General features: G+C 71.5%; 12 protein-coding genes. 5 read left to right on the forward strand and 7 right to left on the reverse strand.

The window, feature by feature from the left end; translation table 11 throughout:
- Positions 1-87: 87 nt before the first annotated feature.
- The 3 genes from guaB to ADK41_RS22680 all read right to left on the reverse strand — a co-directional run bounded on the left by guaB (position 88) and on the right by ADK41_RS22680 (position 3,941).
- Positions 88-1,593 carry an IMP dehydrogenase gene (gene guaB, locus ADK41_RS22670; protein WP_030829600.1) on the reverse strand — a complete coding sequence of 502 codons (1,506 nt, stop codon included), beginning with the start codon at positions 1,591-1,593 and terminating at the stop codon, positions 88-90.
- A gap of 160 nt (positions 1,594-1,753) precedes the next feature.
- A complete protein-coding gene (locus tag ADK41_RS22675) occupies positions 1,754-2,341 on the reverse strand; it encodes a sigma-70 family RNA polymerase sigma factor (RefSeq protein ID WP_030829597.1) in 588 nt (195 codons plus the stop codon).
- 988 nt (positions 2,342-3,329) lie between these two features.
- Positions 3,330-3,941: a response regulator transcription factor gene (locus tag ADK41_RS22680; RefSeq protein WP_003948568.1), complete on the reverse strand. Its 612-nt coding sequence runs from the start codon at positions 3,939-3,941 to the stop codon at positions 3,330-3,332.
- Positions 3,942-4,319: 378 nt separating this feature from the next.
- Here ADK41_RS22680 and ADK41_RS22685 point away from each other — a divergent pair, with 378 nt between their 5' ends.
- Complete coding sequence (locus ADK41_RS22685; protein WP_030829594.1) at positions 4,320-4,649, forward strand: WhiB family transcriptional regulator; 330 nt, start codon at positions 4,320-4,322, stop codon at positions 4,647-4,649.
- A gap of 118 nt (positions 4,650-4,767) precedes the next feature.
- Here ADK41_RS22685 and ADK41_RS22690 read toward each other — a convergent pair whose 3' ends face one another.
- A complete protein-coding gene (locus ADK41_RS22690) occupies positions 4,768-5,664 on the reverse strand; it encodes a LysR family transcriptional regulator (RefSeq protein WP_030829591.1) in 897 nt (298 codons plus the stop codon).
- 80 nt (positions 5,665-5,744) lie between these two features.
- Here ADK41_RS22690 and ADK41_RS22695 point away from each other — a divergent pair, with 80 nt between their 5' ends.
- The 3 genes from ADK41_RS22695 (at position 5,745) to ADK41_RS22705 (ending at position 8,077) form a co-directional block, all read left to right on the forward strand.
- Complete coding sequence (locus tag ADK41_RS22695) at positions 5,745-6,425, forward strand: MOSC domain-containing protein (protein WP_030829588.1); 681 nt, start codon at positions 5,745-5,747, stop codon at positions 6,423-6,425.
- Between the two features lie 63 nt (positions 6,426-6,488).
- Positions 6,489-7,262 carry an SDR family NAD(P)-dependent oxidoreductase gene (locus ADK41_RS22700; protein WP_030829585.1) on the forward strand — a complete coding sequence of 258 codons (774 nt, stop codon included), beginning with the start codon at positions 6,489-6,491 and terminating at the stop codon, positions 7,260-7,262.
- Between the two features lie 413 nt (positions 7,263-7,675).
- Complete coding sequence (locus ADK41_RS22705) at positions 7,676-8,077, forward strand: DUF6281 family protein (RefSeq protein ID WP_030829582.1); 402 nt, start codon at positions 7,676-7,678, stop codon at positions 8,075-8,077.
- A gap of 42 nt (positions 8,078-8,119) precedes the next feature.
- Here the strand turns inward: ADK41_RS22705 and ADK41_RS22710 are convergent, their stop codons facing one another.
- The 3 genes from ADK41_RS22710 to ADK41_RS22720 form a co-directional block, all read right to left on the reverse strand.
- Entirely contained in the window at positions 8,120-9,208 is a 1,089-nt protein-coding gene (locus ADK41_RS22710) for a hypothetical protein (protein WP_030829579.1), read from the reverse strand.
- Between the two features lie 190 nt (positions 9,209-9,398).
- Positions 9,399-9,605, reverse strand: a complete 207-nt coding sequence (locus ADK41_RS22715) for a DUF397 domain-containing protein (RefSeq protein ID WP_030829575.1) — start codon at positions 9,603-9,605, stop codon at positions 9,399-9,401.
- Complete coding sequence (locus ADK41_RS22720; RefSeq protein WP_051843251.1) at positions 9,602-10,453, reverse strand: helix-turn-helix domain-containing protein; 852 nt, start codon at positions 10,451-10,453, stop codon at positions 9,602-9,604. The genes ADK41_RS22715 and ADK41_RS22720 overlap by 4 nt, the downstream gene beginning before the upstream one ends.
- A gap of 230 nt (positions 10,454-10,683) precedes the next feature.
- Between ADK41_RS22720 and ADK41_RS22725 the strand changes: the two genes are divergently transcribed.
- Positions 10,684-11,112 (forward strand): hypothetical protein, encoded by a 429-nt coding sequence (locus tag ADK41_RS22725; RefSeq protein WP_234318883.1) that lies wholly within the window; start codon positions 10,684-10,686, stop codon positions 11,110-11,112.
- The last annotated feature ends 259 nt before the right edge of the window (positions 11,113-11,371 follow it).

Raw genomic sequence — 11,371 nt, forward strand, 5'->3', positions numbered from 1 at the left:
TCCCCGACGGCCGCGGCGCCCACCGCCCCGGACATACGGCGGGGGCGGCCCGGATGGTCCCGAGCCGCCCCCGTCGAAGCCCGCCGGCTACGCGCGGCTGTAGTTCGGCGCCTCGACCGTCATCTGGATGTCGTGCGGGTGGCTCTCCTTGAGGCCCGCGGAGGTGATCCGCACGAACCGCCCGTTGTCCTGGAGCTGGGGCACGGTGCGTCCGCCGACGTAGAACATCGACTGGCGCAGGCCGCCGACCAGCTGGTGGACGACCGAGGAGAGCGGGCCGCGGTAGGGCACCTGGCCCTCGATGCCCTCGGGCACCAGCTGCTCGTCGGAGGCGACGCCCTCCTGGAAGTAGCGGTCCTTGGAGAACGACTTGCGGTCGCCGCGGGTCTGCATGGCGCCGAGCGAGCCCATGCCGCGGTACGACTTGAACTGCTTGCCGTTGATGAACATCAGCTCGCCCGGGGACTCCTCGCAGCCCGCGAGCAGCGAGCCCAGCATCACCGTGTCGGCGCCCGCGACGAGGGCCTTGGCGATGTCGCCGGAGTACTGCAGGCCGCCGTCGCCGATGACCGGGACGCCGGCCGCCTTGGCGGCCAGCGCGGCCTCGTAGATCGCCGTGACCTGCGGGACGCCGACGCCGGCGACGACGCGCGTGGTGCAGATGGAGCCGGGGCCGACACCGACCTTGATGCCGTCGCAGCCCGCGTCGACGAGGGCCTGGGCGCCGTCGCGCGTGGCGACGTTGCCGCCGATGACGTCGACGCCGGAGGAGTTCGACTTGATCTTGGCGACCATGTCGCCGACCAGGCGGGAGTGGCCGTGCGCGGTGTCGACGACGATGAAGTCGGCGCCCGCCTCGATCAGCGCCTGGGCGCGCTCGAACGCGTCACCGGCGACACCGACCGCGGCGCCGACCAGCAGGCGACCCTCGGCGTCCTTGGCGGCGTTGGGGTACTTCTCGGCCTTCACGAAGTCCTTGACCGTGATGAGGCCCTTGAGGACGCCGTGGTCGTCGACCAGCGGAAGCTTCTCGATCTTGTGGCGGCGCAGCAGCTGCATGGCGTCCGGGCCGGAGATGCCGACCTTGCCGGTGACCAGCGGCATCGGCGTCATGACCTCGCGCACCTGACGGGAGCGGTCGGTCTCGAAGGCCATGTCGCGGTTGGTGACGATGCCGAGCAGCTTCTTGTTGCCGTCGGTGACCGGGACGCCGCTGATGCGGAACTTCGCGCACAGGGCGTCGGCCTCGGCGAGCGTGGCGTCCGGGTGGATGGTGATCGGGTCGGTGACCATGCCGGACTCGGAGCGCTTCACCAGGTCGACCTGGTTGGCCTGGTCCTCGATGGACAGGTTGCGGTGCAGGACGCCGACGCCGCCCTGGCGGGCCATCGCGATCGCCATGCGCGACTCGGTGACCTTGTCCATGGCGGCGGACAGCAGCGGGATGTTGACCCGCACGTTCTTGGAGACGTACGAGGCGGTGTCGATCTGGTCGGGCGCCATGTCCGACGCGCCCGGCAGCAGCAGCACGTCGTCGTAGGTCAGCCCGAGTGTCGCGAATTTACCGGGCACTCCGTCGACGTTGGCAGTCATGACACCTTCCCCAAATGGCCTTGATCGGTGCGGATGTCCATGCTAACGGGAAGCGTGGGTGTCTCATTCCACGGTTTCGCACGGCTCCGGGCTTCGTATGTTCGTACGGGAACGGCTGGTCGTCCGTTCATGTGCCGAAGGGGCGGCGCGACGGCGGCGGTTACTGCTCCGCCAGGGCACGCAGCCGGCTCAGCGCGCGGTGCTGGGCCACCCGGACGGCGCCGGGTGACATTCCCAACATCTGTCCAGTCTCCTCCGCCGTGAGGCCCACGGCGATCCGCAGCAGGAGCAGCTCGCGCTGGTTCTCGGGGAGGTTGGCCAGCAGTTTCTTGGCCCATTCGGCGTCGCTGCTGAGCAGGGCGCGCTCCTCCGGGCCGAGGGAGTCGTCGGGGCGTTCGGGCATCTCGTCGGAGGGCACGGCCGTCGAGCCGGGGTGGCGCATCGCCGCGCGCTGCAGGTCGGCGACCTTGTGGGAGGCGATGGCGAAGATGAACGCCTCGAAGGGCCGGCCGGTGTCCTTGTAGCGGGGCAGCGCGAGGAGCACCGCGACGCAGACTTCCTGGGCGAGGTCCTCGACGAAGTGCCGGGCGTCGCCGGGCAGCCGCGACAGACGGGTGCGGCAGTAGCGCAGCGCCAAGGGGTGGACATGGGCGAGCAGATCGTGCGTGGCCTGCTCGTCCCCGTCGACCGCGCGGTGGACGAGCGCACCGATCGCCCCTTGGGCAGTGCCCGCCTCGTCGTCGCGCATCGGTCCATGGTGCCCTGCGGACGCCTGGTCCGCGGCACCGTGTCCTTGGTTGTGCACCGAAGCGTTATGAGCAGGTGCGCCGGAACTCATCCCTTGCGCCCTCCTCTTCCGCTCGACCGACTCGTCCCCGAGGAACTCCACACCTCAAGGATGCGGCATCCTCGGCGAAACGAGCAGCGGGCATCCGGCGGCTGCCGCCGACGCGCTGGTGGGGCGGGGTTTTCGCACCCCGGGCGTGGCGGATCCGGCCGACTGTGCCGGCTTGTCGTGCCCCGGGGCCGGCCCGGCCTGTTCCGTGGCGTGCCGTGCGGCTCGGTCCGGGTCCGCGGTGCCGGTGGTACGCCGTACGGAACCACGGGTTTCGCACCCGCCGGCAGCGCGCCGTCCAAAGTCACGGACTTCCCGGGCGCCGACAGCACACCGCGCGGAGTCACGCCCCTCGCCCCCGCCGGAAGCACGCCGCACGGAGCCACGGCTCACGCACCCACCGGAAGCACACCGCACGACGCCGAAACCCGCCCGTCCCGCCGGCAGCGCACCGTGCAGAGCCACGGACTCCACACCGCCGACAGCACACCGCGCGGAGTCGCACTCCGCACACCCACCGGAAGCGCCCTTCAGAGGCCGCAGGCTTCGCGTCCGCCGGAAACACGCCCCACCGGGCAGCGGAACCCCGTGGCCGCCGGAACCCGCGCCGCCGGCCGGCGGGTTTCGCCCGGGGCCGACGCGTGGGCGAGCGGTCGCGTGGGGTGTCGCGTCGACGGTCGGGGCCCGGGCGGGAGCGCTCGCGGGCCCCCGCGGTATCGGCTGCCGTGTGATGCCGCACGCCGGGGCGGGCCCGGGTCTCTCGTTCGGATCGTGCCGGACCGGCTGCCCGGTTCCCGCACCGGGCCGCGCGGGCGCCCGGCGTCGTGCCCCGGCTCCCGCCGTCCGCGGTACGGGGCGCGGGGCCCCGCTCGCCACCCGGCGCCGATCCCCGCGCGGGGCCCTAGCGGACCAGGCCCCACCGGAAGCCGAGCGCCACCGCGTGGGCCCGGTCCGACGCGCCGAGCTTCTTGAAGAGCCGCCGCGCGTGCGTCTTGACGGTGTCCTCGGAGAGGAACAGCTCGCGGCCGATCTCGGCGTTGGAACGGCCGTGGCTCATGCCTTCGAGGACCTGGATCTCCCGCGCGGTGAGCGTGGGCGCCGCACCCATCTCGGCGGAGCGCAGCCGGCGCGGGGCGAGCCGCCAGGTCGGGTCGGCGAGCGCCTGCGTGACCGTGGCCCGCAGCTCCGCGCGGGAGGCGTCCTTGTGCAGGTAGCCACGCGCGCCGGCCGCCACCGCGAGCGCCACGCCGTCGAGGTCCTCGGCGACCGTGAGCATGATGATGCGCGCTCCGGGGTCGGCGGACAGCAGTCGCCGGACCGTCTCGACGCCGCCCAGACCGGGCATGCGTACGTCCATCAGAATCAGGTCCGAGCGGTCGGCTCCCCAGCGGCGGAGGACTTCCTCGCCGTTGGCGGCCGTCGTCACGCGCTCGACGCCGGGCACGGTCGCGACCGCGCGGCGGAGCGCCTCTCGGGCAAGCGGGGAGTCGTCGCAGACGAGGACGGAAGTCATGGCCGTCCTCCGCAGCTGATGCGCGTCACCTTGAGCCTCCAGGCTGGTACGAAATCGTCACCTGTGCGGTCGACCGTCCCGGACGTCCGTCCGGGCGCTTCTTCCTTCAACCGCCTCGCACTCTCAACGACGGTCACTCGAAAGAGTTACGGGGCCGTCTGCCACCTTCGGCACTCTACGTGAGGAGACGGACACGGTGGAGATATGCGCGCGGACCCCCGAACTTTCATCACAACCCGTGCCCCATTCAGACCCTTTTCTTCCCCTTTGCTGGTGTCCGGGGCTAGATTCGCAATGAGTCATATTTTCATCTCCTTGGATCGTAGTTGTACGGTCTGGACACTGGATCCGCCCAGAACGGCTACAAGGGGTCACGCAATGGCAGATTTCTCCCGCCTTCCCGGACCGAACGCGGACCTGTGGGACTGGCAACTCCTGGCCGCCTGCCGCGGGGTGGACAGCTCGCTCTTCTTCCACCCGGAGGGCGAACGGGGCGCGGCGCGAAGCGCTCGCGAGAACTCGGCCAAAGAGGTCTGCATGAGGTGCCCGGTGCGCGCCGAGTGCGCCGCACACGCGCTGGCGGTACGCGAGCCGTACGGCGTGTGGGGCGGACTGACCGAGGACGAGCGCGAAGAGCTGATGGGGCGGGCGCGCAACCGGCTGGTGTCGGCGTCGGCCACCGGCGGGCACGCCGCTTCGGACAACTGAGGGAACGTTTCTTCAAGGACACGGGGCACGCACGCGTGCCCTTGTTTCGTCACTGGGGGTGACCAACCGGTCCTCACACGCGGTGCCGGCGACCACATATCCCGCGCATCCCGTCCCCTTACCGGGCGGCCGCCCCGGCCAGCTTCTCCAGCGTCGCGGTGACCGCCGGCACCTGGGCGAGGTCCGGGAGGGTGAGCGCGACTATCTCCCGGCGCACGGCGGGCTCCAGCGCCACGGCGCGCACGCCCCTGGGCCGCACCGACTCGACGGCCAGCTGGGGCAGCACCGCCACCCCGAGGCCGGCGCCGACCAGTCCCACGACGGCCGGATAGTCGTCGGTCGCGAAGTCGATGCGCGGGGTGAAGCCGGCCGTCTCGCACACCTCGACCAGCTGCCCCCGGCAGCGCGGACAGCCGGCGATCCAGGGCTCGTCGGCGAGTTCGCCGATGGCGACCGACTCCGCGCGGGCGAGCCGGTGCCGTTCGGGCACGAGCCCCACCAGCCGGTCCGACAGCAGCGGCCGTACGACGAGGTCGTCCCACTCCTCGGCGCCCGCCGCCCCCTCGTACCGGAAGGCGAGGGCCACGTCGCAGTCGCCCTCGCGCAGCATCTCCACGGAGCGGGGCGGCTCGGCCTCCTCCAGGGAGACCCGGGTGCCGGGGTGGGCGGCGCGCAGGGCGGCGAGGGCCGTGGGGACGAGGGTGGAGCTGCCGCTGGGGAAGGAGACGAGCCGGACCCGGCCGGCGCGGAGCCCGGCGATGGCGGCGACCTCCTCCTCGGCGGCGGTCAGTCCGGCGATGATCCCGGCCGCGTGCCGCACCAGCGCCTCCCCGGCCTGCGTCAGGCGCATCTCGCGGCCGCTGCGGATGAGCAGGGGCGTGCCGACGGACGCCTCCAGGGCCTTCATCTGCTGGCTGACGGCGGGCTGGGTGCAGCCCAGTGCACGGGCCGCCGCGGAGAAGGAACCGGTGGTGGCCACGGCGCGCAGCACGCGGAGATGACGGGCTTCGATCACCCCTCAAGGATAAGCCGACCTTTGACACGGCGCCGGATAATGCGTCGACGCTTTGACGCCCATCGCTTACCGTGCGGTCCATGAAGCTTCTGTCTGTGAACCTGGGTCGCCCCCGGGCCGTGCCGTACACGGACCAGCGCGACGGCGTGACCGGCATCGACAAGCGGCCCGTGGACGGGCCGGTCCGGGTGGCGGCGCCGGGGCCGAAGGGGGTCGGCGGGAGCGGCCTGGCCGGGGACGCCGTGTGCGAGCTGCGGCACCACGGCGGGGACGACCAGGCGGTGTACGCCGTGGCCCGCGAGGACCTCGACGAGTGGGAGCGCACCCTGGGGCGCACGCTGGCGAACGGCTCGTTCGGCGAGAACCTCACCACCGAGGGGCTCGACGTCTCCGGCGCCCTGATCGGCGAGCGCTGGGCGGTCGGGCCGGAGCTGGTGCTGGAGGTGACCTCCGGGCGCATCCCCTGCCGTACCTTCCAGGGCCATCTGGGTGAGAAGGGCTGGGTGAAGCGGTTCACGGAGCGGGGCGCTCCGGGGGCGTACTTCCGGGTGATCCAGCCCGGTGGGATACGCGCGGGCGACGCCGTACGGATCGTGCACCGGCCGGATCACGAGGTGACGGTCGCGCTGCAGTTCCGCGCGGCGACGACCGAGCGGACGCTGCTGCCCCGGCTGCTGGCGGCGGGCGCGGCGCTGCATCCGGAGGCTCTGGCGACGGCGCGGACGTACGTGGAGAAGTACGGGGCGCAATCGACGGCCTGACGGCATGTGTCCATGGGATGACACGAAGCGGACGGCTCCCCTCCGGGTAACTACTCTTGCGCCATGACAACGGCTCTGATTACGGGATCGACGGCTGGGATCGGTGCCGCGTTCGCGCGGCGGCTGGCGGCCGACGGACATGACCTGGTGCTGGTCGCCCGCGACACCGTCCGGCTGCGCGAACAGGCGACCGAGCTGCACGACCGCCACGGCATCGAGGCGGAGGTGCTGACCGCCGACCTGGCTCAGGACAAGGGCATCGAGGCGGTGGCCGACCGCCTCGGCGACCCGAAGAACCCCGTCGACCTGCTGGTCAACAACGCCGGCTTCGGCCACCGGGGCCGTTATCTCGAGGTCCCCATGGCCGACGAGCTGCGGATGCTCAAGGTGCACTGCGAGGCGGTGCTCCGGCTGACGTCGGCGGCGGTGGAGGCGATGCGCGAGCGCGGGCGCGGAGGCGTCGTGAACGTCGCCTCGACCGCCGCGTTCGTACCGCGCGGGACCTACGGGGCGTCCAAGGCGTGGGTCGTGCAGTTCACCCAGGGCGCGGCGCAGGACCTGGCGGGCCACGGCGTACGGCTGATGGCGCTGTGCCCCGGTTTCGTGCGCACCGAGTTCCACGCGCGGGCCGGGATGGGCACGGACAACATCCCGAGCTGGATGTGGCTGGACGCGGACAAGGTCGCCACGGCGGCGCTCGCGGACCTGGCCCGGGGCAGGACGCTGTCGATCCCGGATCCGCGCTACAAGGCGCTGATGGGGGCGGCGAAGCTGGTCCCGCGCGGGCTGCTGGGCGGGATCTCGTCGCGGACGGGACGGAAGTACGGGCCCCGGTAGCCATCGCCCGGCGGTTCCGACGGTCCCGGCCGGCACGCGGCCACGGCGGGACGGCTCCCGCTCCCCGGGAGGAAACGGCAACGGGGAGACCGTCGAGGGCTGGTGGCGGTACGACCGGCTGGGGCTGATGGCGCGGTCGGGGGCGGCGGAGCCGACGGAGTCATGACGGCGGCCGTGCGCGCCGACCGGCCCGGTCCGACTCCCGCGGACACGGCCACGGCCACGGCCACGGCCACGGCTTCACGAACGAGCCGGACGAGCCGGACGACGGCTGATCGAACGAATACGGCATCCGCTCCGTCGTCCTCGTGAGGCCGGACACGTCTTCGGTTCGGGGCACGTCGGCCCGGTCGCTCCGGCCTCACGACGTACACGGATTCGTGCACGTCCAGGACGATCGCCGGGGAGGAACCATGCGCCGGTCGGGGCGGACCGAAGGACTGCTTCTGGTGGCGGCCGTGCTGATGTCGGCCGTGGCCTGCACGTCGGAGAGCGGCGGCGACGGAGGAGGCGAGCAGGCGGCGGCCTGCGCCTACCGCGTCCGCTACCAGGACCGCACGTACCGGGACGTCGCCGGCGTGCGGTTCACGGCGGGAGAGGAGCTCGGCTCCGCCACCCTCCCGCCGTGCGACGACACCGGCGGGAGGGACGACACAGGACAGGCCGGGGAGACGACGACCGTCCACAGGGTGGACGGCATCCCTCCCGAGGTGGCCGTCGCCGTCGGGAACGGCCCCGGCGACACCACCTTCGTGGCCGCCTACTCGGGCGGGGAACTTCCTCCGGAGGTACGGAAGCTGATCGACGGGTCCTGACGCCGACCGCGACCCGGCCGGGTGGAGCCCCGGGCAGGCCGGTCACCTCGTCCCGGGTACCGCCGCCTGCGTCCAGCGGTGGAGCGTCTCGCTCCTGTCGTCGTAGGTGAGCCAGGTCCCGTCGCCGAGCGGACGCACGTAGCCGTCGACGGGGCCCGTCGGGTACGTGATCACCCCGCGTATCCGCAGCGTGTGCGCGTCGAGCAGCCAGTGGCGGGCCTGCTCCGGGTCCTCGTCGGCGTCGACCGTCGAGGCGATGACCGTGTCGGCGTCGACGAAGCCGCAGCCGTAGTCCCAGTAAGTTTCGTCCTCGTCCTCGTCGTCGTCGGCCGATTCGGGCTCCTGCTCGGCAGTCACCGTGCCGTCCAGGGCGTGCAGGCGCAGGTCCGCCCCGTAGTGCTCGACCGTCAGGAAGCCGGGGTGTCCCGGATGGACGTCCATCAGGATGCGGTCCAGGCCCTCGTTCACCCCCCAGCCGGTCAGCTGCTCGCCGTCCCAGCGCGCCCAGTGCAGCAGGACGCCGTCCTGGCCCATGCCGATGCCCAGCCCCATGTGGACACCGTCCGGGTGGGAGAGGTGGTTCGAACCGGCCGCCGCGCTGTCCACCAGCGGCAGCCAGGCCAACTCCCTTCCGTCACGGGCGTCCAGGACCACCCAGCGCTCCTGCCGGTCACCCGGCTCCGGCTCCGCCATGACATGTGCCCACACGAGCCGGCCGTCGTCCGAGACCCGGCAGGAGCCGCTCTCCAGTCCCCGGCACACCTCCTGCTCGTCCCCCGTGTGCGGGTGTCCGAGCTCGGGACCCCAGCAGCCGTGCCGGTACTCCCACAGCGTCCTGCCGTCCGTTCCCATGGCCCGTACCGCGCGCTGTCCCGAGAAGACCGCGAACGTGCCGTCCGGGCTCACCGAGTGGACGCCGTGGTCCCACCGGGGCCAGGGCAGGGGGAAGACGACCGTCGGCGCGCGCTCCCCCGCGAACAGTTCCCGGAGATCGTGGACCTCCAGCTCGTGCCCGTTCCGGAGGAGGGCGCGGCACGAACCGTCCCCACGGCTCTCCAGCGCGAACCCGTTGACCAGTGCGCGCCCACCCGGCAGCCTCACCGAGTCGCGCAGTTGTGCGGTGATCGACATGTCCCGAAGGTAACGGGCCCCACTGACAGGGCGGACCGCCCTCCGCGCCACCGGCGCCGCCGTTCCGGTCGGCGCCTCCTTGGAAGACACGCGGACGACAGAGGAAGAGTCAGTGAGCAGAGAAGTGCCCTTCGGCCAAGAGCGAGGGGCGGTGGGGAGCGCAAAAGGCCCCCACCGCCCCTCGTTCGTCTCAGACGCCTGCGGCCATCCGCACGAACGCCGTCCACTGGACAGCGGGGACATTGAGGATTGCCGCGTCCGGTCGCTTGGAGTCGCGGATCAGTACGGCCGTACCGGCGTCCGCGACCTCGACGCAATCACCGCCGTTGCCCGCGCTGTAGCTGCTCTTGAACCAGCGCAGTTCGCCGGCGGCAGGCGCGGGGCTGCCTGTCTTCATAGCTCTCCCAACAGCTTCTGGATGAAGGCCAGCGACTCCCTGGGAGTCAACGCCTGTGCCGCGAGGACTCTGTACGTCGCCTCCAACGGGCTGACCTTCTTCGGGTCCGAGTACAGGGCACTTGTGTCCTGCACCTCCATGTAAGCCATCCTGCGCTGATCGGCGAGATGGATCAATGTGAAAGGACCCGCCAGTCCCGCGTGCTCGTCGCGCCGCGTCGGCATGACCTGCAACTCGACGTTGCGTTCATGCCCGTACAGCAGCAGTTGTTCCAGTTGGCCCCGCAGCACCTCCGGACCTCCGAGAGGTCGCTGCAGAACATGTTCCTCGATGACGAAGCTCAGCAACGGAGCAGGCCGACGAGCGAAGAGCTTCCGGCGCTCCATACGTGCCGTCACGCCCTGCTCGATCGTCTCCTCGTCCAACAGCGGACGCCACATGCGGAAGACCGCGCGTGCGTATTCCTCCGTCTGCAAAATCCCCTTGACCACGTGGTCGGAGTAGGCGTGCAACTCAACCGCCTGTGCCTCCAGCTCCGCGTACCGCCGGAAGAACCCCGGATACCGAGCCTTCGCCACCTCCCCCTTCATGGCCACCAACACCCCTCGCGCCCCCACCTCCCGATCCACCGCGTCCACCAGCTCCGGCCGGGGAATTCGCCGCCCCTGCTCCACCGCCGCGATCTGCGCCTCGCCGTACCCGACCCGCTCGCCCAACTGCGCCTGCGTCAGCCCCGTGGCCTCCCGCAACAGCTTCATCTGGCGGCCGAAGCAGCGCAGGAACTCCCCGTTGGAATCGGCGCCCGCGCCGCCCTCCACGCCCGCACCCGAGTCCGCTCCCGGCTCCATCGCACCAGCCCCCTCAGCACATCCGTCCACCGGTCACCCGTACTCGCACCGTAGGACAAACACGCATCAACCCTGCCCGGCACTGGACATGTTCCGGCTTTCGGGTGAATCCCTCGCCGAAGCCGACCCACCGCACCGGCCGCCTACCGTTCCGGCAAGGAACCGGCATCGGAATCCCGAAGGGGTTGCTCGTAGCACAACTTGTCCGGCAGCAGCGCGTGGACGCGTATGTGGGGTACCACGCATTCGGTTTGCAGGAGTCGGACGACGCGGACCTGCCGGTCCCGTTCCCCGACGACTTCGACCACAGCGCCTTCCTCAGCGCACACCCCGGCCGTCTAGACATCACCAGCGGCGGTCACACCCACACCGCCACGGTCACCGTCGAGGTGTGGGACGGGCCGCCGCCGCAGGAGGACCCGTCGGGCTGGGACGAGCAGGCCGAGGCCGACTTCGAGTCGACGAGCGGCCAGGTCGCCGTGTGGTCCATGCACACCGGCCGGGCGGACGACGTGATCGTGCTGGGGAACTCCGGCGGGGCGTGGCGCGTGCGGGTCAGTTGCACGGGCCGGGCCGAGGCCGCCGCCCTGTCGGAGGGCGAGGGCACCGGTCACGGGGTGGAGCGTTACCTCATCCGGTTCTGGCCCGTCGGCGCGTGAGAAAGCAGTAACGCGACAGGAAACCTCTTCACTCAACGCGTACGTTCGCGCACGCTCCGTGCGGTACTGTCGCAACAAATCAGCCCCCGCGGCGGCGGCAACCGTCCGCGAGGGCCTGAACCACCAGTGGAACAGGACTCCACCGTGATTTACCGGCACAATATCGCGCCCCCGCGCGGCTTCTCCCAGTTCTCCCACGACCTGATCCGGCACCCCCGGCTGTCCTCCGACGCCGTGCGGCTGCTGACCTGGCAGCTCT

Origin of the sequence: Streptomyces caelestis, assembly GCF_001279005.1 — a bacterium.
In the GTDB taxonomy this organism is placed as follows: domain Bacteria; phylum Actinomycetota; class Actinomycetes; order Streptomycetales; family Streptomycetaceae; genus Streptomyces; species Streptomyces heliomycini.

Coding starts and splice junctions, on each gene's coding strand:
- guaB (WP_030829600.1), bottom strand. CDS start 1,593: ATGACTGCCAACGTCGACGGAGTGCCCGGTAAATTCGCGACACTCGGG.
- ADK41_RS22675 (WP_030829597.1), bottom strand. CDS start 2,341: ATGCGCGACGACGAGGCGGGCACTGCCCAAGGGGCGATCGGTGCGCTC.
- ADK41_RS22680 (WP_003948568.1), bottom strand. CDS start 3,941: ATGACTTCCGTCCTCGTCTGCGACGACTCCCCGCTTGCCCGAGAGGCG.
- ADK41_RS22685 (WP_030829594.1), top strand. CDS start 4,320: ATGGCAGATTTCTCCCGCCTTCCCGGACCGAACGCGGACCTGTGGGAC.
- ADK41_RS22695 (WP_030829588.1), top strand. CDS start 5,745: ATGAAGCTTCTGTCTGTGAACCTGGGTCGCCCCCGGGCCGTGCCGTAC.
- ADK41_RS22700 (WP_030829585.1), top strand. CDS start 6,489: ATGACAACGGCTCTGATTACGGGATCGACGGCTGGGATCGGTGCCGCG.
- ADK41_RS22705 (WP_030829582.1), top strand. CDS start 7,676: ATGCGCCGGTCGGGGCGGACCGAAGGACTGCTTCTGGTGGCGGCCGTG.
- ADK41_RS22710 (WP_030829579.1), bottom strand. CDS start 9,208: ATGTCGATCACCGCACAACTGCGCGACTCGGTGAGGCTGCCGGGTGGG.
- ADK41_RS22715 (WP_030829575.1), bottom strand. CDS start 9,605: ATGAAGACAGGCAGCCCCGCGCCTGCCGCCGGCGAACTGCGCTGGTTC.
- ADK41_RS22720 (WP_051843251.1), bottom strand. CDS start 10,453: ATGGAGCCGGGAGCGGACTCGGGTGCGGGCGTGGAGGGCGGCGCGGGC.